General features: G+C 59.3%; 22 protein-coding genes, 1 tRNA gene, 1 other RNA gene and 3 pseudogenes. 21 read left to right on the top strand and 6 right to left on the bottom strand.

Features of this window, described 5'->3' with window-relative positions; translation table 11 throughout:
• Positions 1-3: 3 nt before the first annotated feature.
• Positions 4-534, top strand: coding sequence for a hypothetical protein (locus tag HNQ60_RS06175; protein WP_184330094.1), 531 nt, complete (start codon positions 4-6; stop codon positions 532-534).
• A 343-nt stretch (positions 535-877) separates the two neighbouring features.
• Here the strand turns inward: HNQ60_RS06175 and HNQ60_RS06170 are convergent.
• A pseudogene (locus tag HNQ60_RS06170) lies at positions 878-1,870 on the bottom strand (integron integrase); the annotation flags it as partial.
• 1,639 nt (positions 1,871-3,509) lie between these two features.
• Between HNQ60_RS06170 and HNQ60_RS06165 the strand changes: the two are divergent.
• The gene (locus HNQ60_RS06165) at positions 3,510-3,941 is read left to right on the top strand and encodes a hypothetical protein (protein ID WP_184330092.1); all 432 of its coding nucleotides are present in this window, start codon (positions 3,510-3,512) and stop codon (positions 3,939-3,941) included.
• 843 nt (positions 3,942-4,784) lie between these two features.
• On the opposite strand, the gene HNQ60_RS06160 is transcribed toward HNQ60_RS06165, so the two are convergent.
• Positions 4,785-5,900 carry an IS110 family RNA-guided transposase gene (locus HNQ60_RS06160; RefSeq protein WP_184330212.1) on the bottom strand — a complete coding sequence of 372 codons (1,116 nt, stop codon included), beginning with the start codon at positions 5,898-5,900 and terminating at the stop codon, positions 4,785-4,787.
• 497 nt (positions 5,901-6,397) lie between these two features.
• On the opposite strand from HNQ60_RS06160, the gene HNQ60_RS06155 reads away from it, so the two are divergent.
• The 12 genes from HNQ60_RS06155 to HNQ60_RS06100 all read left to right on the top strand — a co-directional run bounded on the left by HNQ60_RS06155 (position 6,398) and on the right by HNQ60_RS06100 (position 16,307).
• Positions 6,398-7,012 (top strand): hypothetical protein, encoded by a 615-nt coding sequence (locus HNQ60_RS06155; RefSeq protein WP_184330091.1) that lies wholly within the window; start codon positions 6,398-6,400, stop codon positions 7,010-7,012.
• Positions 7,013-7,031: 19 nt separating this feature from the next.
• The gene (locus tag HNQ60_RS06150) at positions 7,032-7,391 is read left to right on the top strand and encodes a hypothetical protein (protein ID WP_184330090.1); all 360 of its coding nucleotides are present in this window, start codon (positions 7,032-7,034) and stop codon (positions 7,389-7,391) included.
• A gap of 974 nt (positions 7,392-8,365) precedes the next feature.
• Positions 8,366-8,611 carry a hypothetical protein gene (locus HNQ60_RS06145; protein ID WP_184330089.1) on the top strand — a complete coding sequence of 82 codons (246 nt, stop codon included), beginning with the start codon at positions 8,366-8,368 and terminating at the stop codon, positions 8,609-8,611.
• A 723-nt stretch (positions 8,612-9,334) separates the two neighbouring features.
• Complete coding sequence (locus HNQ60_RS06140; protein WP_221304034.1) at positions 9,335-9,688, top strand: hypothetical protein; 354 nt, start codon at positions 9,335-9,337, stop codon at positions 9,686-9,688.
• Positions 9,689-9,759: 71 nt separating this feature from the next.
• Positions 9,760-10,107, top strand: a complete 348-nt coding sequence (locus HNQ60_RS06135; RefSeq protein ID WP_184330087.1) for a lysozyme inhibitor LprI family protein — start codon at positions 9,760-9,762, stop codon at positions 10,105-10,107.
• Positions 10,108-10,572: 465 nt separating this feature from the next.
• Positions 10,573-10,896, top strand: coding sequence for a hypothetical protein (locus HNQ60_RS06130; protein WP_184330086.1), 324 nt, complete (start codon positions 10,573-10,575; stop codon positions 10,894-10,896).
• Between the two features lie 87 nt (positions 10,897-10,983).
• Positions 10,984-11,442, top strand: a complete 459-nt coding sequence (locus HNQ60_RS06125) for a hypothetical protein (protein WP_184330085.1) — start codon at positions 10,984-10,986, stop codon at positions 11,440-11,442.
• Between the two features lie 472 nt (positions 11,443-11,914).
• On the top strand, positions 11,915-12,211 hold the full coding sequence (locus HNQ60_RS06120; protein ID WP_184330084.1) for a hypothetical protein: 297 nt from the start codon (positions 11,915-11,917) through the stop codon (positions 12,209-12,211).
• A 102-nt stretch (positions 12,212-12,313) separates the two neighbouring features.
• The gene (locus tag HNQ60_RS06115) at positions 12,314-12,721 is read left to right on the top strand and encodes a ribonuclease E inhibitor RraB (RefSeq protein ID WP_184330083.1); all 408 of its coding nucleotides are present in this window, start codon (positions 12,314-12,316) and stop codon (positions 12,719-12,721) included.
• Positions 12,722-12,787: 66 nt separating this feature from the next.
• Positions 12,788-13,240 (top strand): hypothetical protein, encoded by a 453-nt coding sequence (locus HNQ60_RS06110; RefSeq protein WP_184330082.1) that lies wholly within the window; start codon positions 12,788-12,790, stop codon positions 13,238-13,240.
• A gap of 495 nt (positions 13,241-13,735) precedes the next feature.
• Positions 13,736-14,841, top strand: a protein-coding gene (locus HNQ60_RS06105; RefSeq protein WP_184330081.1) for an IS3 family transposase whose coding sequence is annotated in 2 segments (ribosomal slippage) — positions 13,736-13,982 and positions 13,982-14,841 — 1,107 coding nt in all. Because the reading frame shifts where the segments join, the coding sequence is not laid out codon by codon here.
• Between the two features lie 1,043 nt (positions 14,842-15,884).
• On the top strand, positions 15,885-16,307 hold the full coding sequence (locus HNQ60_RS06100; protein ID WP_184330080.1) for a MerR family transcriptional regulator: 423 nt from the start codon (positions 15,885-15,887) through the stop codon (positions 16,305-16,307).
• A gap of 6 nt (positions 16,308-16,313) precedes the next feature.
• Here HNQ60_RS06100 and HNQ60_RS06095 read toward each other — a convergent pair whose 3' ends face one another.
• Positions 16,314-16,604 carry a hypothetical protein gene (locus tag HNQ60_RS06095; RefSeq protein ID WP_184330079.1) on the bottom strand — a complete coding sequence of 97 codons (291 nt, stop codon included), beginning with the start codon at positions 16,602-16,604 and terminating at the stop codon, positions 16,314-16,316.
• Here HNQ60_RS06095 and HNQ60_RS28270 point away from each other — a divergent pair.
• Positions 16,593-16,733, top strand: a pseudogene (locus tag HNQ60_RS28270) (site-specific integrase); the annotation flags it as partial. The gene HNQ60_RS06095 and the pseudogene HNQ60_RS28270 sit on opposite strands and share 12 nt — an antisense overlap.
• 30 nt (positions 16,734-16,763) lie before the next feature.
• On the opposite strand, the gene HNQ60_RS27395 reads toward HNQ60_RS28270, so the two are convergent.
• The gene (locus tag HNQ60_RS27395) at positions 16,764-17,195 is read right to left on the bottom strand and encodes a hypothetical protein (protein WP_246433374.1); all 432 of its coding nucleotides are present in this window, start codon (positions 17,193-17,195) and stop codon (positions 16,764-16,766) included.
• Here HNQ60_RS27395 and HNQ60_RS28265 point away from each other — a divergent pair.
• A pseudogene (locus HNQ60_RS28265) lies at positions 17,115-17,501 on the top strand (site-specific integrase); the annotation flags it as partial. The gene HNQ60_RS27395 and the pseudogene HNQ60_RS28265 sit on opposite strands and share 81 nt — an antisense overlap.
• 211 nt (positions 17,502-17,712) lie before the next feature.
• On the opposite strand, the gene HNQ60_RS06085 reads toward HNQ60_RS28265, so the two are convergent.
• Both HNQ60_RS06085 and dapA read right to left on the bottom strand, forming a co-directional pair.
• A tRNA-Ser gene (locus tag HNQ60_RS06085) sits at positions 17,713-17,804 on the bottom strand.
• Between the two features lie 62 nt (positions 17,805-17,866).
• Positions 17,867-18,748, bottom strand: coding sequence for a 4-hydroxy-tetrahydrodipicolinate synthase (dapA, locus tag HNQ60_RS06080; protein ID WP_184330078.1), 882 nt, complete (start codon positions 18,746-18,748; stop codon positions 17,867-17,869).
• A gap of 189 nt (positions 18,749-18,937) precedes the next feature.
• On the opposite strand from dapA, the gene HNQ60_RS06075 reads away from it, so the two are divergent.
• The 5 genes from HNQ60_RS06075 to ffs all read left to right on the top strand — a co-directional run bounded on the left by HNQ60_RS06075 (position 18,938) and on the right by ffs (position 22,330).
• Positions 18,938-19,465, top strand: coding sequence for a glycine cleavage system protein R (locus HNQ60_RS06075; RefSeq protein ID WP_184330077.1), 528 nt, complete (start codon positions 18,938-18,940; stop codon positions 19,463-19,465).
• Positions 19,466-19,486: 21 nt separating this feature from the next.
• The gene (locus tag HNQ60_RS06070) at positions 19,487-19,960 is read left to right on the top strand and encodes a peroxiredoxin (protein ID WP_184330076.1); all 474 of its coding nucleotides are present in this window, start codon (positions 19,487-19,489) and stop codon (positions 19,958-19,960) included.
• Positions 19,961-20,060: 100 nt separating this feature from the next.
• Positions 20,061-21,521, top strand: a complete 1,461-nt coding sequence (locus HNQ60_RS06065; RefSeq protein WP_184330075.1) for a PhoH family protein — start codon at positions 20,061-20,063, stop codon at positions 21,519-21,521.
• Positions 21,522-21,622: 101 nt separating this feature from the next.
• Positions 21,623-22,099 carry a preQ(1) synthase gene (gene queF, locus HNQ60_RS06060; protein ID WP_184330074.1) on the top strand — a complete coding sequence of 159 codons (477 nt, stop codon included), beginning with the start codon at positions 21,623-21,625 and terminating at the stop codon, positions 22,097-22,099.
• Between the two features lie 134 nt (positions 22,100-22,233).
• An RNA gene (gene ffs, locus HNQ60_RS06055) (signal recognition particle sRNA small type) lies at positions 22,234-22,330 on the top strand.
• Positions 22,331-22,431 lie beyond the last annotated feature (101 nt).

The raw sequence follows: 22,431 nt of genomic DNA, 5'->3' as shown, positions 1-22,431 counted from the left end.
CAATTGGAAACCAAGACAGTTTCAGCGTCGTACTCCAATTCCGACCGCCGCGCACTTTGCTCGCGGCTCATTCGCGACGGTGGAGGGCCAAAGATGAGTAGAGTTGCCCCGATACTGTTTGCAACGTTGCTGCTGCTCAGCGCTGGCGATGCTGCCGCGACCTGGGTGAGGCCGGATACCCAGTTCGCATTCTCATTGCCCGCTGCAGATGCGAAGGATGCCTTGAACGAGATTGCCGCAGCACTTGAGCTACTGAACTTCAAGCTCACGCTTAACCCGCCGCCGCTGATGCGCAAGGATGGGTTCATTGGGGCCGAATTCTGGGGAGCTCATAGGGCCGCGGTGACTGTGTCCGGGTTTGCCGCGTGCGTGCGCGTGGCGATCTATACGTCCAGCCCGTCCCAGGCGCATGAACAGTCGATGTCGGACGCAGCGGAACTGTCGGCCTATTTGGTGAGCCATCTAAGGTCTCGCGAAGGAGTGCTTCTATTCAAGTCCTCGGGTGCGCGCGCGACCTGTGAAGAAGCGCTCTAGCGAACGATCGGCGCTGGACTAACAACAAGGCTCCTGTGCGTTGATGTCGTCGTCGGTGGGATTCGAACCCACGAACACCCGTGAAGGTGTTACTGGAATTCCAAGTGTGGGCATCGGTCAACAAGCAGATGTCGACCTGAGCGAAGACAACGGGTTAGCGACAATCTGGTTGATGAGAAGTGATGCTCAGTGACCTGGAATTCTGCTGGTTTGGAAACCAAGTGGAAACACAGTTTCGCCAGCAGAAGCTCCCTGTGCCGCTGTCCGAGGCCATTGAGTTGTATGTCGCGGTTGGTTCTCTTACCTGATCGTCTCTATCTGCGGGAGGCGTTGCTGGGCTGTCCGGCAGGACGTCCAGGGGACTTCGAGTCCCCGCTGCCGAGGAGGGCAGCACGTGGGTGTAGATCATCGTCGTGCTGACGTCGCTGTGCCCGAGTAGTTCCTGTACTCGACGAATGTCGACGCCGGCATCGAGCAGGTGAGTCGCGAACGAATGGCGCAGCGTGTGGGCTGTCACTTTCTTCTCTATCCGTGCGCTGGCGGCTGCTCGCGCGATCGCGCGGCCGACGGTTTGCTCGTATCGATGATGGCGGCGTCGAATTCCGGTTCTGGGATCGGTGGACAGCGCAGGTGCTGGAAAGACCCAATGCCAAGTCCACGCCAGCGGCGCATTCGGGTACTTGCGCGCGAGCGCGTCGGGCAGTTCGACACCGGGATGACCCTGAGCCCGATCATCAGCCCACAACGCGCGCGATACCTTGAGCTGGTCGCGCAGTGATGTCTCGAGCGCCGCGGGAAGCATCACCACGCGATCCTTGCCGCCTTTGCCTTCCCGCACGACAACGACCTTACGGTCGAAATCGACGTCCTTGACGCGCAGGCGCAAGCACTCCATCAGTCGCAGCCCCATGCCATACAGCACCTGAGCGATCAGTCGATCGTTCGGTTCCATGGATTGAAGTAGCGCCGCGATCTCCAATCGGGACAGAACGACGGGAATGCGGGGCTGCGACTTGGGGCGGCCGATCTGCTGCATCCAGGGCAGGTCGATATCCAGGACCTGTCGATACAAGAAGAGCAGGGCGGCCAAGGCCTGCTTGTGCGTCGAAGGTGACGCGTTTCGCTGGACGGCGAGGTCAGACAGGAATCGCTCGACGTCTGTGGCGCCCAGCGTGCGTGGATGACGAATGCCATGGAAGCGGACGAAGCGACGTACCCAATAAACGTACGCCTCTTCGGTGCGCAGGCTGTAGTGAAGGTAGCGCACGCGTTCGCGCACTTGGTCCAGCAGTCGCGCGGCGCGCAGTGGCGGACGTTGCCCAGGTCGACTATCCATGCTGACCTCCGGTGGGGACGGTTAGTGCTGTTGTTATATACAGGTATGGCGATCGAGATCAATGGTTCTTATGGCAAAAACCAGGAATCCATCGGCAAGGTTTAACGGATAGCGCCAGGTTTAATCGCAGCCGGTCTCGCCGGCGGGTGGAGACGAGGCGGATTGTCTGGAATTTAGGTAGGCTGACGAACGATGGCGGCGTCAAAAATTACAATGGGCACTAAAGTTTGCGATCGTGACCTGGTCCAGGTTTATCGCCTGGTCGCCAGGTTTAACGGCAGGCTGGTGCTGTCTAAATCAAGTTGGGCTTAAGAGTAAAGCCAGAGATGAGCGTGCCGCCGGATAAGGTTCCAGGTGCCGACGAACTGTGCAACCAGTGCGGGCATCTCTTCAATCCGCACAGATTGTGCGGGTATGGTTCTCCTCCGACGGAAGGATGGATGGAGTGCCCTGTAGAAGGCTGCAATTGCAAAATGACATGGAGCTTGGAGCCAGAGGTGGCAGCGCAGATTAAGGCGCAAGGCGACAACGGTCGGAGCGGGAACGAGGCACAGAAAGAGCGCGTTCGGCGTCCGTGGCACCACTACCTTCTGCTGTGGCCTATTGTTCTGGACAAAGACAAACACAGGCGCAACGGACGCCTTTTTACGGCCCGTGAGTGGGTCGGCTGGGCAATAGTCGTGTTGGTCATTGTCTTGGCAGTTGCCTTCACGTAGCGAAGAGGATGCGATGCACGTGGAAACAGAGCCCAACAAATTGCTGCACGCGACCGCGCAAAGCGCGGCGCGTGAGCAGTGGCGTTGGATTGCATGAAGAACATCCTTAGGAGGTCGGTGAAGTTCGTTGCTTGGGGCATTGTCGTCGGCGCGGCCGTTCTATTCTTTCGCGTGTGGACGGCTCCGGGTACATGCTTGGACCTTGGTGGCAGCTTCAACTACGAAACGTGGCAGTGCAACGATCAAATCAATCAGTTCGTAGCTGTCCATTTCTACGAACTCAAGAGCTTCTGGTTGCTCGTGGTCTCGTTCGGGGCTGCGTACTCGCTGCAGCGAGGTTGGCGGGGAGCAATCCAACAATCCGTTCAACCCGATCGCCGCGAAGACGCGGCTCCGGGTTAACGGTACGTTAGCCGGAGAAGAAGGATATGCGCGGAAGCAAGCGACTCATCCTGTTGTGTGCGGTCTTGCTCGGCTGCGGCAGCTCCGTCCAATGGCAAGCAGCGTGCGGATGCATGCCTACGTTCCAGCATGTGGCGTTCGAGCTGGGTCTAGACGGCTACAGCATTCAAGACAATGCTATGACGCCCGAGTTCGTGGCAGCAGCCACCATCAAGAAGCTGCAAGGCAAACCGTTTCATCCGGACTCGGTCAGGGGCCTTGGCAGCACGTTCGACTCCTCCTGTACATGGGATGCATGGAGCAGACTGGGGTGCACATTCTGGATGTGGAGCTTTGAGGAACAACATCGCGGCCTTGAGCTACGATTCGGAAGATCTGAGGCCGACGGATCAATCGCCACCGTATCGGTGAGGTATGTGTACGACACCTACGAAGTCTGGAATCGCGGCTAACAAGTTGTTCAAGAGCCGACGTGCGAAGACGCACGCGGCTTAACAACGGCGTTGGCCAGATCAAATCTGATGGAACTTAGAGACTATCTCTTGGCGTTCGGGCTGGGCCTGTTGGCAATGGGGGCTGCTGCGTTTCCTCTCATAGCTGCTGCCGTCGTGGCATGGTGGCCGGGTGCTCGACCGAAATTAAAAGCAAGATTCGTTATAGCTTGTGCCGTAGTTGTCTACGGAGTGGCAGGCATCTTCATGGTGGTCTCCTTGCCTTTCGAGCTCTTCGGAACCTATTTATCGCCGCAGCTTCAGTATGAAGGCCACGAAGCCGTTCCCACCGCGGTTTCTTGGGTCTATGGGGCGGCTGTTTGGTTGCTCTACATCATCATTGCAGTCGGTTCAGTCATCGTGCCCATCGTCGCGCGGCGCAGCTTCTGGGCCCGCCTCTGTACCGGGATGGCCAACAAACCCATGCACGCGACGTGCGAAACGCACGCGCGTGATGGGTAGCGTTAGGCATCGAAGAATGAGAACCGCAGGTGTCTTAGGGCTGGTCGGGGGTACGCTCTTCGCAAGTGCGGGAATTTTCTTTGCACCGTCTCCCGCCTACGATCCTAGCGGATGGGGCAACTGCCCATTGCGCGCGGCCTATCCCCTTCGGTATCCGACAGAACCAGTGTTCGGCCTCGATGCCTATGAATGCCTCGTAGATCCCAGAGGGGTTGTGCTATTGCTGATCTATCTCGCTGTAGTGTTCGGAATTGCAGGGGCTCTTGCTGCGCGCATCGGTGATTCAGTGTCACCGCTTCGAGGAGTGTACGCAGCGGCGCTGGTGGCTGCGCCCACACTCGTGTTCATGGTTGTCGATCGAGAAGCTGTTAATCTCGTTTCAACGACGGCGGTGGGGTTGGCAGTCTTTGTTGGTGCAGTGCTTTCAGCCTTCTGCGGTGGCTGGCTAGCGAGGCGGAATGCCTAACAAGTGGGTCAAGTCCGTGCGCGCTGCGCACCCGACTCACAAGGTGCGATGCACCTTGTTCGCGGCTTACCCACGGCGTTGATATGACTTCCGCCGTCAAGTGTGGCGGTGAGTTGATCGAAGCGATTCTTTGGCTACGTCATGACGGTCATCGAGTCTGCTGTGAGCGGCGCAGCCAGCACTCATCGACGGTAGATCATGCTGATATTCGCGGGTTGGTTACCGCAGTGCTGTGATCCGTCTGTGCGCCTGCCGCGCCTCTAGAAGCGCGAGTCGGAACACGTCCGTCGCGTAACGCCGTTGCGGGTTGCGCACCTTACCGGGGCTGCGCCGCCGACAGCAGACTCGATCTCCTGCTTCAATAACCGAATCAAAGTTTAGTGCGCGACCTTGGTCGGCGCGCTCATTCGCCCGATGTCCCAGATGAAGCCCGCGAGCTCGCGCGCCACCGCGACCAGCGCCACGTTGTGCGGTTTGCCGCGGGCGGTGAGTTTGCGGAAGCGTTTGCACAGACGCAGCTGAGCGTCCCAAGCGCGCTCAAGGATCACTTTGGGCAAGCCCGCATGTCGCTGCTGGATGGAAGGGCTCACCTTCGGCGGATAGCGATACGCCCAGGCGGCCTCAACAAGCAACCGCCGTGCGTTCGCGTTGCCGCACCTGGTGATCGCGCCCTGGCGACGGCGCTCGCAGGTGGAGTGCTCACTTGGAGTCAGCCCCAACCAGGCCATCAACTGCGGCGCCGAGGCGAAGCGGGAGATCTCGCCAATCTCGGCAATGAGTCCGACCGCGACCTTGAACTGCACGCCACGCAGCGCCTGGAGAGCAAGAATGGCCGGGTAGAAGCGCCAGTAAACGGCTGATTCACGCAGCAAGGCTTCGACTCGCTCGCACTGCGCGAGACGATCGTTGATCGCATGCAGGTGTTCCTGGAAGGCGAGCTGCGAGTTCGTCTCCTTGAAGACGAACCTCGCCAGCCAACGCCGATGCGCTTCACTCCAGTTGGCGGTACCGGCATAGCGCACATCGTGCACGAGCAGGAAGGACTTCAACCGCTGCTTGGCTTTGGCCAGGTCCTGACGTGCCGCGCTCCACACCCGCACCAGATCACGGAATGCTTCATCGGTGGCGTCAGGAACGTGCACGGCCGACAGATCGTTCATGCGCAGTGCCCGCACCAGCTTGCGCGCATCGCGCTGATCGGTCTTGACCCGATCCCCGGGCTTGCGGGCAATCAGCGAGGGAGCGCACACCGTGCAGTCGAAGCCCTTGCCCGTGAGGTAGCGATAGACCGCATAGCCGCAGGGACCCGCTTCATAGACGAAGCGAACCGTCTGCGCCTTACGGCGCATCTGCTGACATAAGCGATCCAGATCGCGCTGCAAAATACCGATATTGCCGAGGTCCTCGGGCTCTGCCGCATCCACTGCGTAAGCCGCAACGATCGACTTCTGGTGGACGTCCAACCCGACAAAGACGGTGCTATCGTTACGCATGCTGACCTCCATTGAAGAGACCGCGCAATGAGCGTCAGGTCCACACCTCGCTCCTGCGGCTCTGGCTCTACGCTAACCCGCGTTGCGGCCTTCGTGGGGGTCAGCACTACCCACAGCGGAAGTCATACTGTCTAGGTGATGTAGTGAGTAGCACAGCAAGTCAAGAGGTCGACCATCCGGGATCACTCCGCGCCGCCTGGTCGGGCCTCGAGCCGCTGTGGCTTGTGTTTTGGATATACGGTGTAATCGGTGGCAATGCCTTGAGTTACGCATTCGAGAAGACCAGTGAAAGGCTTCCTTCGTACGCAGTGTTATTGCTCTGTCTGCCGCTGATGGCCTTCCATGTCTGGCTGAACGTGGCCATCTGGCGTTGTGCGGCCAACTCGAGTCCACTGTGGTGCTTTCTGGCGCGGGCGACCGTTGTGCTCACCGTACTCTATGTTCCTTGGGCATTCTGGAGTGGATTTAGTGGCGGGGACACCTAACAAGTTGTTCAAGTGCCGACGCGCGAAGACGCGCGCGGCTTAACAATGGCGTTGGGCCTGATGGAAACGAACTCAAAGCACCGTGCGTTCCGGGAATTCGTAGTCTCATGTGGCTTTGTTCTCTTCTGCGCCGCTCTTGTCTGGCTTGACCGGAATGACTCTACCGCTCTTGAGCATGTGACAGTCTCGGGAACATTGAAGGAACACGAGGTGTTCGGTCGCCGCAAGTCGCCGACGCTGCGCTTCAAACTGGCTGAAAGCGAGTTAGATTTCAGAGTGGACCCTTCTCTATATAGATATGCGATGGAGAAGGTACTTCCACCTGGCTTCGAACCGGGTGCCGCTATCAGCGTCTTGGTGATGAAGAGCGAACTTGCCCAACCCGACTCGCCTATTCTAAATGGGAATCTGCGCATCGCTTGGGTCCACGGATTAACGGTCAATGGTCGCGAGATCTTTGGTCTCAGCGAAATGCGTACGTGGGAAAGAGAAGATCAATACTGGGGCTACGCATTGCTTGCCGGCTCACTGGCGGCGGCAGTCTATTTTGGCGTCAAGTGGCGCCGCAGTTCAGGCCCAACAAGCCGTTCAACCCGACCGCGCGCGAGAACGCGCGCGCCGGGTTAACGGCAGCGTTAGGTGACGAATGCAGATGCGCAGCCGCTGGTCCAAGATCGCAAGGGCATCTGCACTGATTGCGGTACTTGCGGTGGCGCTCGTCAGTGTGGGCGTGCTGTCACCCGAGGGCCGCGAGGCGATTGAGCACTATCAATGCTCAAAGCGTGACGAGGCGAGGGCGGAGGCCGTGTGGAAACTGATCGGCGCTAGGCTCAAGGAGGGCGAATCCACGAGAACCGACGTGCGCAAATTTCTCGAGCAGAACTTTACCGACCTCTCGATTCGCGAATCGGAAACAGAGATTTCTGCTGGGCCCATGTTCTTTTCCTTTGACCAGGTCGGTGTTCTAACTGAATTTGCACAAGAGGTGGGGTGCCCGATCGATTAGGCATATATTTGCATTGCACGGTTTTAGTCCAACAATGAAGACGTCACCTAACAAACGGCTGGTTCCGACTCGCAACGGCGAAGCGCCGTTGCTCGCGGCACAGCCGTGGCGTTAGGTGGCAAGAATGGAATCTGTTGGCGACGTAGTAGACCTCGATCCGGCAGTAGTACGCGCGATTCAAGAGAGGGAAGGCTATGTGGCCCTCATCTTCTCGCAGCAGCCCGCGTACTCCCGAGCAGTTGGTAACAATCCGCGGTTAGTCCCGCTATACGACTGCGAGATACATGTGGAGGGCGCGAGAATAGAACTGCTTCAGGTCGAACTGCCGTACGAGACGACCGAATGGGAGATCGAGTACAACGGTGGGAGTAGAAGCTACTTCCTTCCCACGCAGTTCGCAGCTGCCGGTCCAGTGCGGCTCAAGCTAGGGCCATCTGATGAGCCAAGAATTGTGGTTAGCGGAAGCAGCGTCAGGCTGCACCTGGGGGAACAAGTTGGAACGTTCGAACAGCGCGCTGCCACCTAACAAGTGGGTCAAGTCCGCGCGCACTGCGCGCCCGACTCACAAGGTGCTTCGCACCTTGTTCGCGGCTTACCCACGGCGTTCGGCTTGAAGGAAGAATCGGAATGGTCGTGTATGTTGACGTCGACGACACATTGGTTCGCTGGGTAGGCACGAAACGAATACCAATCCCACGTGTTGTCGGGCGCGTCCGTCAGCTTCACGCGGAAGGCGCAACTCTTTACCTATGGAGCACGGGCGGAGCAGAGTATGCGCAGTCGGTTGCTAACGATCTTGGAATCAAAGACTGCTTCATCGGCTTCTTGCCAAAACCGACACTCATCATTGACGACCAAGCAGTTCAAGACTGGAACAACTGCCAGCATGAGCGTCCAATCTGAGATCGCCGAACAATCCGTTCAACCCGATCGCCGCGAAGACGCGGCTCCGGGTTAACGGGACGTTAGATGTTATGAGCAGCAAAACCCACCCAGATCGTGACGGCCCTGAGTACGTCGATGGGCATGGCGACAAGCTCGAGATCTACCCAACCATTGGTGGAAGGGTTTGTATTCGCCAGACCAAAGCAAAGGTTTCAGAGGACTATCCCTGCATCTTCATCCATCCAGACAATGTCGGCGCACTCATTGATGCGCTTCGGCTGATCAAGCAGGAAGCTGCGGCTCTGGCGGTAGACAATGCAGAAAGAAACATCTAACAACACATTCAACGCCGACCGCCGCAAGGCATGCGCCTTGCGGTTCACACTGCGCCAGCGCAGTGTCGGCGGGTTAATGTGAGCGTTAGGCATCGAAGAATGAGAACCGCAGGTGTCTTAGGGCTGGTCGGGGGTACGCTCTTCGCAAGTGCGGGAATTTTCTTTGCACCGTCTCCCGCCTACGATCCTAGCGGATGGGGCAACTGCCCATTGCGCGCGGCCTATCCCCTTCGGTATCCGACAGAACCAGTGTTCGGCCTCGATGCCTATGAATGCCTCGTAGATCCCAGAGGGGTTGTGCTATTGCTGATCTATCTCGCTGTAGTGTTCGGAATTGCAGGGGCTCTTGCTGCGCGCATCGGTGATTCAGTGTCACCGCTTCGAGGAGTGTACGCAGCGGCGCTGGTGGCTGCGCCCACACTCGTGTTCATGGTTGTCGATCGAGAAGCTGTTAATCTCGTTTCAACGACGGCGGTGGGGTTGGCAGTCTTTGTTGGTGCAGTGCTTTCAGCCTTCTGCGGTGGCTGGCTAGCGAGGCGGAATGCCTAACAAGTGGGTCAAGTCCGTGCGCGCTGCGCACCCGACTCACAAGGTGCGATGCACCTTGTTCGCGGCTTACCCACGGCGTTAGCGGTCAGAGGAGAGAAGAGATTGGGGCGTTGGGTGGCACTGATGTTCGTTGTTGCCGTACCTCTGTCCATGCTGATTGGCCGAGCAAGATCGATGCTCATTGACGGCTCCTGGCGCCGTAGAGTTTGGCTGTTCCTTGCTGTTCTTGCCGCGCTCGGTCTCATCGCCCTGATGGGATACTTCCCAGTGGAAACACGGACAGGTCCGGCGTTGCTTTTGACCATTCCTGCGATTCAATCGCTGATCTTCGTGGCGTTACATGCGACCTTCACAGCCATCGTGCGCCGTGCGCCTGTGCCGCTCTCGCAAAGCCAGGTTTCCGTGGCAGGGTTTCGCTATATATTGGATGCCGGGTTCTGGGTGATCTTGTCTTTTGCACTTATCGCAGGGGCCGCACTTGCTTGCGCACATTGGGACGTCGAGCTACCTACACGTGGCAGCCGCTAACAAGTTGTTCAAGGGCCGACGTGCGAAGACGCACGCGGCTTAACAACGGCGTTGGATGTGAGAGATCGGGAATGAGAGTACTACTCGCGACGGGGCTCTGGGCAGTTTCGACGGCAGTTCTTGCGTGCGAACGAAACGAGTACGGCGTGTTTGAGGATATTGCCTGTGCTGCTGAGGCAGTCGAGAACGCGCGGAAGGAGATGGAGTCCGTGCTGGACAATCTGGCGGCTCGGCTCGACCCCGAGGTGCGAGAGGCATTAGAGAAGGCCCAAGCGGCTTGGTCTGACTACAGAGAGGCTGCGGTGCAGTTCGTATATGCTCAAGAAGGAGGCTCTTCCGGCCGCCTTGTAGTGGCAAATGACACCGAGCGAGCGATCCGGGCGAGAACGGAAGAATTGAAGCAATGGCAACCTCAGTGAAGACATCCAACAAGCCCATGCACGCGACGTGCGAAGACGCACGCGCGTGATGGGCAGCGTTATCCCTCATGAACTTGCGCAACTTTGGCATCGTGGCTACGCCGGGCCGTCGATTTGCCGGTTTCGTCGAAATCACCTGCCCTCTCCTGGTATCGCAGCTTGAGCCGCTGCTGGCCGCTCTCCCAGTCGAGGCCGAGATCTTCACTCCCGACCCCGAGAGTGGGGACTGCCGGCGCGAAGTTCGTCGGACCGCCAAAGGCTTGGAGAAGAAGCGTGGGTGCCACGGTGCCTATGGGACATGGCGTGGCGCAACGTTGGAAGAGTGTGTTGCTTGGCTTTCGGATGGCCTACCGGCGATCGGAAGGCTTACCAAGCCAGGCTTTGGCGCTGGGCTGGTGATACCCGAAGTGGAATATGAGGGATAACAGGGCGGCTCACCTTCACGTTAGCCATCAAAGGAAAGGTATGAGCTACGACTACATCTTGATGAAAGGAGAGGCGAAGGCGGGCTTGGAAGCGCTTGCAGCGTTGTCTGAAACAGTAGGCCAAGTAGAGAGCGTCAAGACATCGATCAGCCAAGCCGTCCCCTCGGTGCGCTGGAAGGAAGGGCCGGGCAACTGTTGGCACGGTCGGTCAGAAGAGGCCGAATTCATGTTCTTGGTGGCAGGCACCGATGACGTTCGGATGTTGCACATGTCGCATTGCGAGCGGGCGGTTGTTGAGCGAGTCGCCAAAGCGCTCGGCCTGGTAGCCATCGATGAGCAATCTGAAGAGTTGTTTGATGGCTAACAATCGCGTCAAGTTCGCGGGCTGCGCCCGCCCGACCAGCAAAAGCGAGGCGCTTTTGCTGGCGGCTTACGCGAAGCGTTATAACTCATGAAGAAAATTGTACTCGCGCCATTGCTGGCTGCCGTCGCGCAAGTGAGCGTCGCCACGACCGTCACGTGCCCGGCACAAGAATCTCTCGCAGGCGAGTACGAAGCTGCCGCCGCTCCGGGTTTCACTTCGAACAAGCTGATTGTCAGTGCCTCGTCCCGTGCGTCGTATTCGATCGCTCTGAGCAGCTATTGGGCACCGAAACCTTTCGACGACGGTGCGCAAGGAACCGTCGGCGATTTCAGCGGTGAACTCGTTGTCCCGCACCCTTGGTCGTGCGTGGCCTTCCTTGAAGTATCAGACAAAGGTAAGAGCGACGAAACCACTCCTGTTGCCTGCTTTCTGCTTCTTCGCTTTGTCGATACATCGTCAATCAACGTCTCGACCTTAGGGCAGTGCGAATACTTTCATGGTCATCGAGCCACACCGGCCGGTTCATACAAGCGCCGCGGATCATGAGTTATAACAAGCGCATCAAGTTCGCGCACTACGTGCGCCCGACTCGCAACGGCGAAGCGCCGTTTCTCGCGGCTTATGCGCGGCGTTGGGCGTGAAACCAGAATGACAAAGAAAGTAAAGACGTGGACTGCCGAACACTTCTCGCAAGCGAATCCTGTTGGACCGGGACAAAGTGATGTCGTCTCCCTTTTACGTCGTGTTGCAGGAAGCCTCGAAAGGCTTGGGCCTGTTGAGGTGCAGGACCTCATCCTTCACACGGAGGTAACAACCGATGGCCTTCACCCCTCGCTAACAGTCTATTTCCGTCGGTCGCGTGCTATACCAGCGAAGAATCGCAGATCATCGAAGGGTCGTGCTTCAAAATGAGTGACGGTGTGTTGCCCAACAAGCGGCTCAACAACGCACGCGTTGCGTGCTCGACTCGCAAAGTGCGATGCACTTTGCTCGCGTGTTAGCCGCAGCGTTGGGCGTCATGAACGAAGAAGCCAGCGCAGCAATCAGAGTCTATCTTGGAGCCGGGCCAACCGGCGGGTATCAGCCGATCGGTCAGATGGATCGGATGAAGCAGGCTTTCCCGCATGATCATGAGCAGAAGCTGACGCGGATCAAGAAGTATCTGGAGGAAGATCATCCGCCGGCTGAATGGTCTAGCCGCGAATTGGCTAAAGAACAGAAGGTGTTCGAAGCAATGCTAGCCAAGAAATTTCCAGAGCTGGACAGCGTGGCAATCAATGCTCTGGCCTGCTGCTGGTCGTATCAGTGGAGGTAGGCCGGATGCGAAGCGCAATCAAGGCATGCCCAACAAACCCATCAACGCGACGTGCGAAGACGCACGCGCGTTATGGGTGGCGTTGGACCCCAGAGAGAAGACATGAAGAAGATCGCCTCGCTACTTGTTGGTCTCGTATTGGCCGCGACATCCGTGGGTCAGACAGCTCCGCCCATCAGCAAATCGCAGCTTCAATCCATGTTTGACTCCATGCGGCGAGATGCACCGTGGAACGTCGATGGGCCGCTGCTGTGGGGTTACTTCTTTACGAACAAGACACCGGAGCCGCTTCGCAGAGCCGGTGAGCAGCTAGAGGTAATGGGATATAGAGTCGTGGATCTCTCCGAGAGAGCAGATGCGGCGGCTTCTGCTCGATGGTGGCTGCATGTTGAGAAGATAGAGACTCACACCGTCGAATCGCTTCATGCCAGGAATCAAGAGTTGCACGCCTTGGCTTCAAAGATGAGTTTGAATTCATATGACGGAATGGATGTCGGCCCTGTACCGTAGAAGGTCCAACAAGCCCATGCACGCGACGTGCGAAACGCACGCGCGTGATGGGCAGCGTTGGGCTGCATGAAGAAGATCTATGAACTGAAGACCGATGCAGCGACTATCGCTGCCCTGCAGAGAGCGTCTCTGAGTTCCGGGGTGACCGGATTGAAAACGACGCATGGGCTCATCGGCTCCGAGGAATGGTGGAGCCAGATTCGAAACGGAGTATTGAGGTTGCAGACTCGAGAAGGCGTCGTGTCTGGGTTTTGGCCCGGCCAGCATGGTGAAGGACCTGCCGAGTTCCAGTTGAGAGAACCGGATGGAACCGAATCAATCTGGATGTGCGAGCTGGAGCCAAGCGCAGCACGCAGCGAGTTCCGGATAGGGCGAGACGTGCGTGTCGAGTTCGTACTCCAGCAGCTCAAGACCGCGTTTGGCGGCGCCAATGACACGAAGGTTGTCGTTTCCTTGGCAACTGGAGAAGCCCAACAATCCGTTCAACCCGATCGCCGCGAAGACGCGGCTCCGGGTTAACGGTAGCGTTAGGCATCATGAGTCCTTCGATTGCATGCCCCAATTGCGGCCAAGCGCTTGGGGTCGAGACTTTCCTGGATAGGTGTCCGAAGAGCTCGACGGAGGCTTCGGCCGTCGTGCTTGAATGCCACAATTGCGAACACGAATCGACGTACATTGTCGAAGACGGAAGGATCACGTCAGAGCGCGGTGCGCAAACGACGATCATCCCTGGGTTGCGTGCTCGGGCTTACGAAAACTTCGTGCATGTGTGGTACGCAGAGAAACATTGGGCGTTGCCGGACTACAGGAAGCGACAATGATGCCTAACAACCGCGTCGAGCCCGCGCACGGTGTGCGCTCGACTCGCACAGGCGAGGCGACTGTGCTCGCGGCTCACGCGGGACGTTGGGCGTCATGAACGAAGAAGCCAGCGCAGCAATCAGTGACCTGCTAGGCGTTTTTCGGACCAGCTGATTCTTGAGAAGATGGCTCCCAAGGGCAAGCGAGGGAGTCATGAAGAAGACCCGATTCACCGAAGAGCAGATGGTGCGGATTCTGCGTGAGGCGGATGCCGCGCCGGTGGCCGACGTCGCCAAGAAGCACGGGATCTCGGACGCCACGATCTACGCCTGGCGCAAGCGATTCGGCAAGCTCGAGAGCGTGGACGTGAAGCGATTGCGCCAACTCGAGCAGGAGAACGCGAAGCTGAAGAAGCTGCTCGCCGATCGTGACCTTGAGATCGACGTGATGAAGGAGATCAGTCGAAAAAAATGGTAAGCGCGCGTGTGCGACGTTCTCAGGTCGCTTATGCTCACGCGCGCGGAGTCTCGTGGCGAAGGGCGTGTGGATTGTTGTCGGTGGCGCGCTCAGCGCTGCACTACCGATCACGCCTGGCGGCGAAGGATGCGCCGATCCTGACCCACCTGCGGGAGCTCTCCATGCAATACCCACGGTTCGGCTATCGACGCGTTCAAGTATTCCTGGATCGTCTCGGCTACTCGATGAGCGCCGATCGAGTCCACCGCCTGTGGCGCTGCGCGGGGCTTCAAGTACCGAGGAAGCGGCCACGCCGGCGTATTGCGGCATGCCGGCCGCGGCCATTGGCACCGACCGGCATGGGCCAGATGTGGGCCTATGACTTTGTGTTCGACGCCTGCGCCAACGGCCAGCAACTCAAGTGCCTCACCATCATCGACGAGTTCACGCGCGAGGCGCTGGCGATTGATGTTGCCGGCAGTATCCGAAGTAACCGGGTGATCGAGGTTCTCGCCAAGCTCGTCAGCGTACATGGGGCGCCGAGATACCTGCGATCCGACAATGGCTCGGAGTTTCTGTCTCGTGCCATTCTGCGCTGGCTCACGCACGAGAAGATCGAAACCGCGCTTATCGATCCGGGTAAGCCATGGCAGAACGGCGCCAATGAATCCTTCAACGGCAAGTTCCGTGATGAGTGCTTGTCGATGGAGTGGTTTCGCAATCGAGTCGATGCGAAGATCGTGATCGAGAACTGGCGGCGGCACTACAACGAGGTCAGGCCGCACTCCAGTCTCAAGAACCTGACGCCGTTCCAGTTCAAACAGCAGTTGTCACAACCACGTCCGGAAGAAGCCATTTCCTAGAATCTTTTGGTCCGGAGAAAGCCAGCAGGTCAAATCGGCTTGGCTGGGTTCGCGATTACCTCTATAGGATTCGTGCTTGGCTTTGTGCTCGAGCTTAAGGGCGCCATATTCGTTGTTATGCTCGGAGTGCTGCTGGGCCTGATCGGCACCGTCCTGCACTTTGTTCAGTTGTACCGTGAGGCGCGTGCGAAGGTCATATCGTTGTATCGGAAAGCGCAGGGGAGGAGGAGCAATGCGTTCTAACAAGCGCATGAAGTACGTGAGCTGCGCACACCCGACTCACTACGGCGAAGCGCCTTTGCTCGCGGCTTATGCGCAGCGTTGTATCGCCTATGGCTAAGCGTCACTTTCGGCTTGCCCACTACTACGGCGTCGTCGCGGCCGTCTATTTCGTAGCCTTCTTGGTCATTGGACTTGTGTTTGACGGCTCTGCGCCATCAGGCACTCTATTCCTGGCTTGGTCGGCTCCATTCGTCGGTGCAGCGTTCGGCTGCGTTGTAACGTTTGTGTTTATCTTTCGCTTTGGGAACATGGGCGGCTCACGCTACTTCGCACCGACTGTAGCTCACATCGGCCTGGTTCTGAGTGCCATTTGGGCGTTTTGGTGGGCTGCACATGCGAACTAGGTCGAGAAATGCAGCTAGTGGGCGTTACTACGCGCATGGTGCAGCTTCATGTCGAGAATGCACATCCTATGGGACTGTTTACCAAGTGAAGGGTGAGATGCCGAGCAACCGCATAGGTACGCGCGCGCGTTGCGCGCCCGACTCGCAAGGGCGATGCGCCTTTGCTCGCAGCTCACGCGGGACGATGTGATCAATAGCCCTCCGCAGTGAGGTTTTGACCAGTTTTGCGTTGAAACTCAACGATACTTTGCGTTTCGCCGGCGCAATACTTATCCCGTGATCTCTCGTCCTGGGTTCATCGTAGCCACACCACGTGAGTGACCGCGATGCATGAGCGGTTGCGCTTTTCGGAAAGCGCGAGTGGTGAAGGGAGGGACGAGCGTAGCGATTCGACACCGTTGCCACGGAGACTCGGCTATGCACGGCAAGACATCGAACGGACTTGATCGAGCTGCGTGGAACCGCCGCAACCTGGCACTCGAGAATGCGCTCGCGGACCCCTCCGTCGTCATCGTAGCGTTGCCGGGCATCGGAACGCTCAAGCTACCGAAAAAACTCTTCGACCAGCATTTGCTGCAAGAGTCTTCGGCAGGATCGACAGACGGTCCCGCACCCGCGCAGTTGCTGGATGCCGCGCAGCTCGAAGCGCGCACTGGCATCCCGGCGACCTGGTGGATGAACCAGGCGCGGGAGCGTCGCATCCCATTTCACAAGTACGGACGCTACGTGCGCTTTGACTTCGCAGAAGTCATGGGATGTGAGGCGTTCAAGCGCCGCGAGGTCAAGACCACGGGCTATCCCATCCTGGGGCGCAATTCCGATCCCGACTTAAATGCCTAGAACCGTCTAGACAGAGTGCGCGATCTTCGTTCGAGTGAAGCGATGCATGATGCGTCCCGGCGCTGCGTCGAACACCGCAGTCTTGCTTTCTCGGCTACATCGCGTCCTCAGGGGCAGTTTGCGGAGTAGTGCATGGCAGTCGTTCGCAAGAATCGCGGTCGTTGGGTCGCAGACTTCCGCGACCAGCACCAGCGTCGACGGATCGAAGCGCCGCAGGGCCCATTCGACAGCGCTGCATTCGAGAAACGCGCCGCGGAGGAACTGCTGCAACAGCGCCTCGCGCAGGTGCGCGGCCAAACCTATCTCCCCGAACGCCTTCGACCGAGTTTCCGCGAACTGGCCCAGCAGTGGCTCGCGAGCAAGGTGCGCGTCGGTCAATCGACGCGCTCAGACTACGAAACGATGCTCGAGTGTTACTTGCTGCCGTACTTCGGCACCCGCAAGGTGGAGGTGATCTCACGTTTCGACATCGAGTGCTTTCGTGCCGCCTTGCGTGCGGAGGTGCTGCCGGACTGCATCGTCCAGGCGCGCGATGAGAAGCGCCTTCAACTCCAAGCGACGAATCCCAGCGCGGTGTTGAAGCCCCTGCGACCCGGTCCGCGCACCATCAACAAGTGCCTGGGGATCCTGGTGTCGATCTTCGGCTACGCGCAGGACCACAAGGTGCTGGTCGGCAACGTGGCGGCGCGGATCGACAAGCTGCGGGCGACCCAGGGCGATGAGTCGCGCGTCATCGCCGAGAACATTCTCGCACCGGCAGAGCTGTCGGCGCTCCTCGCGCACGCCCTCGATCCGTATCGCGTCCCGATCGCGCTCGCGGTTTTCTGCGGACTTCGCATCGGGGAAGTGGTGGGCCTCAAGTGGAGTGACATCGACTGGGTGGGCCACACCGCGAACATCCGTCGGCAGCAGCGTCGCGGCGTCTTCTTCGTGCCCAAGACGCGAGCGAGTCAGCGCACGATTGAGCTGCCGGCTGCTCTACTGGCGTTGCTCGAGCCGTGGCAGAAGCGCATCGGCGTCAACGAGCATGATCTTGTGTGCCCTTCGGTGCTTGGCAAACCGATGCAGGGCAGTGCGCTCTTGCAGCGAGGACTGCGCCCGGCACTTGAGCGCGCGGGTCTTCGGCCCGTGCGCTTTCATGACCTTCGGCACTCGTTCGCGAGCAACCTGCTCGAGGCCGGCGTGAACATCGTCACGGTGTCGAAGGCGCTCGGGCATGCGAACGTGCAGATCACGCTCACGATCTATGCGAGCGCGGTCCCGAAGGCGCGGCAGGGCGCGAGCGACCGGATGGCGGCGCTCGTGGGGCTTCCAAAAAAAGTGGAAACCAAATGGAAACAAATCGAGGCAAATGAGCAAAAGGCAGCGAGAACCGACGTGAAGCCGGCCTCGCAAGTCCTTGAAATGGCGGAAAGGGTGGGATTCGAACCCACGAACACCCGTGAAGATGTTACTGGAATTCCAGTCCAGCGCCTTCGACCACTCGGCCACCTTTCCGCGGCAGGAAAATCGCTGGGGCGCGAAGGTTACACGTCGCCCCTAGGCCCACGCAAACGGACCTAGGCGAACGCGATTCCGGCGGTCTGCAAAGCGTCGATGACCTGGCGGTGGTACTGGCTGGCGAACGGGGTCAGGGGAAGCCTGATTCCGTCGCCCATCAGGCCCATGCGGGCGAGGGCCCACTTGGCCGGGATCGGATTTGACTCCAGAAACAATGTCTTATGCAGCGGAATTAAAGTGTCGTTGATGCGGCGTGCTTCGTCCGGGTTGCCGGCCAATGCGGCTGCGATCGCGCTGTGCATGGCACGGGGGGCGACATTGGCGGTCACGGAGATGACCCCGCGGAAGCCGGCGAGGGTGCTTTCGACCGCAATGTCGTCGTCGCCGCTCAGCAGCGCGAGCTTGTCGCCCACCATCGAGATCAGGCGGCGATTGCGATCCATGGAGCCCGTGGCTTCCTTCAGGCCGACGATGCCGGGGACGCTTGCCAGGCGCGCGACGGTTTCAGGCTGCATATCGCAAGCCGTGCGGCCCGGCACGTTGTACAGGACGAGCGGAATCTTCACGGCTTCCGCGATCTTCTTGTAGTGCTGGTACAGGCCTTCCTGGGTGGGCTTGTTGTAGTACGGCGTGACGAGCAGGCAAGCATCGGCTCCGACGTCCTTCGCTCGCCGCGTGAGCTCGATCGCTTCAGTCGTGGAATTCGCGCCGGTACCGGCGATTACAGGGATGCGTTTGGCGGCCTTCTCGACGGTGCGGCGGACGACTTCGATGTGCTCTTCGACATCGAGCGTGGCGGATTCGCCCGTCGTGCCGACCGAGACGATGCCGTCGGTGCCGTTGTCGAGATGGAACTGGATCAGGCGATCGAGCGCGCCATAGTCCACTGCGCCGTCCGCCTGCATCGGCGTGACGATCGCCACGATACTGCCGCTGAACATGGGAATCCTTGGAAATCCGCGGGAGACAAAGATCGTACTGGCCGTCGTCATGCGCGCGCAAGCGGGTTTTAGGGTCCGCGACGCGAGACAACAAGCGAATAGATCGCCGCTACGCGAGGCTGTACACTCGCATGCGGTTAACTTATTCGCTCACTCTTTTGCGCCTGCTGTCAGCGCCGATTCCGTAGGATGCAATTCATCGTCATTTCCGCACTGGGCAGCGATCGGACCGGACTGGTCTATGACCTGACCCGTGTCGTGCTCGACTGCTCGGGCAACATTCACGACAGCCGCATGAGCGCGCTGGGCAGCGAGTTCGCGATGTTGCTGCTCGTGTCGGGCAACTGGCACACGCTGGCGAAGCTGGAAACGGAGCTCAAGAAGCTCAGCGATTCGACGGGCATCACCGTCAGCCTGCGGCGCACCGAACAGCGCCCGCAGCGCAAGGACGTCGTTACCTACTCGGTCGATGTCGTCTGCCTCGACCAGCCGGGCATCGTATTCAATCTCGCCGGGTTCTTCAGCTCGCGCGGGATCGACATCGCCGAGCTCAACAGCCGCAGCTATGCCGCCGCGCACACCGGCGCGCCGATGTTTTCCGTGCAACTGGTCGCGCACATCCCGGCCAAGATTCACATCGCAGCGTTGCGTGAAGAGTTCATGGATTTCTGCGATCAGTTCAATCTCGATGCTATTCTTGAACCCCTGAAGTCCTAGATAAGGATTGCCTGTCGCGCAATGCCGACCCGATCCGCGAAGCTGGACAAGAAGATCCCCACCTTCTCGCTGCCGTCGACCGGCGGCAGGACTTTCAAGCCGGCGGATGTCGTCGGCAAAAAACTCGTCATCTATTTCTACCCGCGCGACAACACGCCGGGCTGTACGACGGAAGGCGTGGCCTTCCGCGATCTCCATGCGGATTTCAAGAAGGCGGGCGCCGTCATCGTCGGCGTATCGCCGGATTCGCTGAAGTCGCATGAGAAATTCAAGGAGAAGATGTCCTTTCCCTTCGAGCTGCTCGCCGACGAGGATCACGCCGTCTGCGATCTGTTCGAGGTCTACAAGGAAAAGAGCATGTACGGGCGCAAATACATGGGCGTCGAGCGCAGTACGTTCCTCATCGACGAGGAAGGCGTACTGAAACGTGAGTGGCGTAAAGTGAAAGTGCCCGGACATGTGCAGGAGGTGCTTGCTGCAGTCAAGGATCTCTAGTGCCCGCGAATGCGGACGCTCGCGATCACCCACGACAAGTCGCCTGTCGAGCCTGTTCGATGATCTCTTCAACCTCATCCACGGAGCTGTTCAGTAAGCCATGACCAAAGGCGACACCAGCGAAGCCCGCCGCGGCCGCAAGACCGCGCGCGCGAGCAAGAGTCGGGAACGACGGATCTTCGTGCTCGACACGAACGTGCTGATGCACGATCCCACCGCGATTTTTCGCTTCGAGGAACACGACATCTACATACCGATGATCGTGCTCGAGGAGCTCGACGCCGGTAAGAAGGGCTTGTCGGAAGCGGCACGAAACGTGCGGCAGGTGAGTCGCTTCCTCGACGAGCTCATGGCGAATGCGACTAAGGCGCAGATCGACAACGGCCTGCCGCTGCCGACGACGAGCAACGCCAACGGCAACAAGAAACGCCCGACCGGGCGGCTCTTCTTCCAGACGAAGGTGCTGACCGGCGGGTTGCCCGCCACGCTCCCAGGGCATGGCGCCGACAACGCGATCCTCGGCCAGGCGCTCGCATTGCAGCGCGAACATCCGCAGACGCGCGTCACCCTGGTGTCGAAGGACATCAATCTGCGCATCAAGGCCTCGATCATCGGTGTGCAGGCCGAGGACTACTACAGCGACAAGACGATCGAAGACGCGGACCTGCTTTACACCGGTGTACTCGAGCTGCCTGCGAATTTCTGGGACAAGCACGGCAAGAACATGCACTCGTGGCAGGACCACGCGCATACGTTCTATCGGGTGCAGGGGCCGATGGTCCGCGACTGGCACGTGAACCAGTTTCTGTATCAGCGCGATTCGAACGGCCTTGAGGCGATAGTGCGCCGGATCGACGGCAACGGCGCGGTGCTGGAACTCGTGCGCGACTATCGCAACGAGCGTCACGGCATCTGGGGAATCACTGCCCGCAACCGCGAGCAGAACTTCGCGCTGAATTTGCTGCTGGATCCCGAGATCGACTTCGTGACGGTCCTGGGTCCCGCCGGCACGGGCAAGACGTTGCTGACGCTGGCGGCCGGTCTTGCTCAGACGCTCGAGAGCAATCGTTACAGCGAGATCATCATGACGCGCGTGACGATTCCGCTGGGCGAGGACATCGGCTTCCTCCCGGGTACCGAGGAGGAGAAGATGGAGCCCTGGATGGGCGCGCTGATGGACAACCTCGAGGTGCTGACACAGAGCCAGGAAGGCGGCAACTGGGGCAGGGCAGCGACTAACGATCTGCTGCGCAACAGAATCAAGATCCGTTCGCTCAACTTCATGCGCGGCCGTACCTTCCTCAACCGCTTCCTGATTCTCGATGAAGCCCAGAATCTCACGCCGAAGCAGATGAAGGCGCTGGTCACGCGCGCAGGCCCGGGAACGAAGCTCGTCTGCCTCGGCAACATCGCGCAGATCGATACGCCGTACCTGACAGAAACCACGTCAGGCCTGACGTACGTCGTCAATCGCTTCAGCGGCTGGGAGCATTCCGGCCACGTGACACTGACACGAGGCGAACGCTCGCGGCTTGCCGACTACGCTTCGGAAAACTTGTAACTGGAGAGTTGACAGTTGACGGTCGACAGTTGACGGTCGTCACTCCCGCGCAAGCGGGAGTCCATCTGATCAGCGAGAGAATCTCTCTTTCGGAGCATAGAGTGCCGCAACGTAAATCTTCGCCCAAGCGCGCCGCGCCTACGCAATTGGGGCGCGATGTGCCGTGGCCGCAATCTCCGGAAGAGGCAACGCTCGAGCGCGTGCCCAATCCGCACCCTGACAAGCTCTATCTCACCCGTTTCACGGCACCCGAGTTCACCTCGCTCTGTCCGGTGACCGGCCAGCCCGACTTCGCCCATCTCGTGATCGACTACGTGCCGAGAAAATGGCTGGTGGAGAGCAAATCCCTCAAGCTCTACCTCGGCTCGTTCCGCAATCACGGCGCATTCCATGAAGATTGCACCGTAGGCATCGGCGATCGCCTGGTGAAGTTCCTGACACCGCACTGGCTGCGGATCGGCGGCTACTGGTATCCCCGTGGCGGCATCCCGATCGACGTGTTCTGGCAAACCGGCCAACCCCCTGCCGACATATGGATCCCCGATCAAGGCGTCCCGCCATACAAGGGCAGGGGATAGCGGTTAGAGCCGGCCCCCTTCTTTCTCCGACTAACCGCTAACCGCCAACCGCTAACCGCTTCTTCTTGCTATGCTGCGCGCCCACTTTCGGGCCGCCCGGCCCGACGCCGCCGGTAAGGTTCCATGGCGGCTCGCGTCGGTTTCTCCGCGACGATCAGCCGTGAACCCCGCCAGGCCCGGAAGGGAGCAACGGTAACGGTGATATCGGGTGCCGGAGAGGTGCCGGCGCGGGCCGTCTCCAATGCGGAAGGCAATAGCGGATAGCGGATGGTGAATGGTCAGAGCCCGGAACCGGACATGAACAGGTAAACTGCGGCTCGGCTCGAGAGGCC

Source organism: Povalibacter uvarum (assembly GCF_014202975.1).
GTDB lineage: Bacteria > Pseudomonadota > Gammaproteobacteria > Steroidobacterales > Steroidobacteraceae > Steroidobacter > Steroidobacter uvarum.
Note: the sequence above shows the minus strand (reverse complement) of the source record. Positions and strands in the feature narration are given on the sequence as shown.

Coding starts and splice junctions, on each gene's coding strand:
- HNQ60_RS06165 (WP_184330092.1), top strand. CDS start 3,510: ATGGAACTTAGAGACTATCTCTTGGCGTTCGGGCTGGGCCTGTTGGCA.
- HNQ60_RS06160 (WP_184330212.1), bottom strand. CDS start 5,900: ATGCGTAACGATAGCACCGTCTTTGTCGGGTTGGACGTCCACCAGAAG.
- HNQ60_RS06150 (WP_184330090.1), top strand. CDS start 7,032: ATGCAGATGCGCAGCCGCTGGTCCAAGATCGCAAGGGCATCTGCACTG.
- HNQ60_RS06145 (WP_184330089.1), top strand. CDS start 8,366: ATGAGCAGCAAAACCCACCCAGATCGTGACGGCCCTGAGTACGTCGAT.
- HNQ60_RS06140 (WP_221304034.1), top strand. CDS start 9,335: ATGCTCATTGACGGCTCCTGGCGCCGTAGAGTTTGGCTGTTCCTTGCT.
- HNQ60_RS06135 (WP_184330087.1), top strand. CDS start 9,760: ATGAGAGTACTACTCGCGACGGGGCTCTGGGCAGTTTCGACGGCAGTT.
- HNQ60_RS06130 (WP_184330086.1), top strand. CDS start 10,573: ATGAGCTACGACTACATCTTGATGAAAGGAGAGGCGAAGGCGGGCTTG.
- HNQ60_RS06125 (WP_184330085.1), top strand. CDS start 10,984: ATGAAGAAAATTGTACTCGCGCCATTGCTGGCTGCCGTCGCGCAAGTG.
- HNQ60_RS06120 (WP_184330084.1), top strand. CDS start 11,915: ATGAACGAAGAAGCCAGCGCAGCAATCAGAGTCTATCTTGGAGCCGGG.
- HNQ60_RS06115 (WP_184330083.1), top strand. CDS start 12,314: ATGAAGAAGATCGCCTCGCTACTTGTTGGTCTCGTATTGGCCGCGACA.
- HNQ60_RS06110 (WP_184330082.1), top strand. CDS start 12,788: ATGAAGAAGATCTATGAACTGAAGACCGATGCAGCGACTATCGCTGCC.
- HNQ60_RS06100 (WP_184330080.1), top strand. CDS start 15,885: ATGCACGGCAAGACATCGAACGGACTTGATCGAGCTGCGTGGAACCGC.
- dapA (WP_184330078.1), bottom strand. CDS start 18,748: ATGTTCAGCGGCAGTATCGTGGCGATCGTCACGCCGATGCAGGCGGAC.
- HNQ60_RS06075 (WP_184330077.1), top strand. CDS start 18,938: ATGCAATTCATCGTCATTTCCGCACTGGGCAGCGATCGGACCGGACTG.
- HNQ60_RS06070 (WP_184330076.1), top strand. CDS start 19,487: ATGCCGACCCGATCCGCGAAGCTGGACAAGAAGATCCCCACCTTCTCG.
- HNQ60_RS06065 (WP_184330075.1), top strand. CDS start 20,061: ATGACCAAAGGCGACACCAGCGAAGCCCGCCGCGGCCGCAAGACCGCG.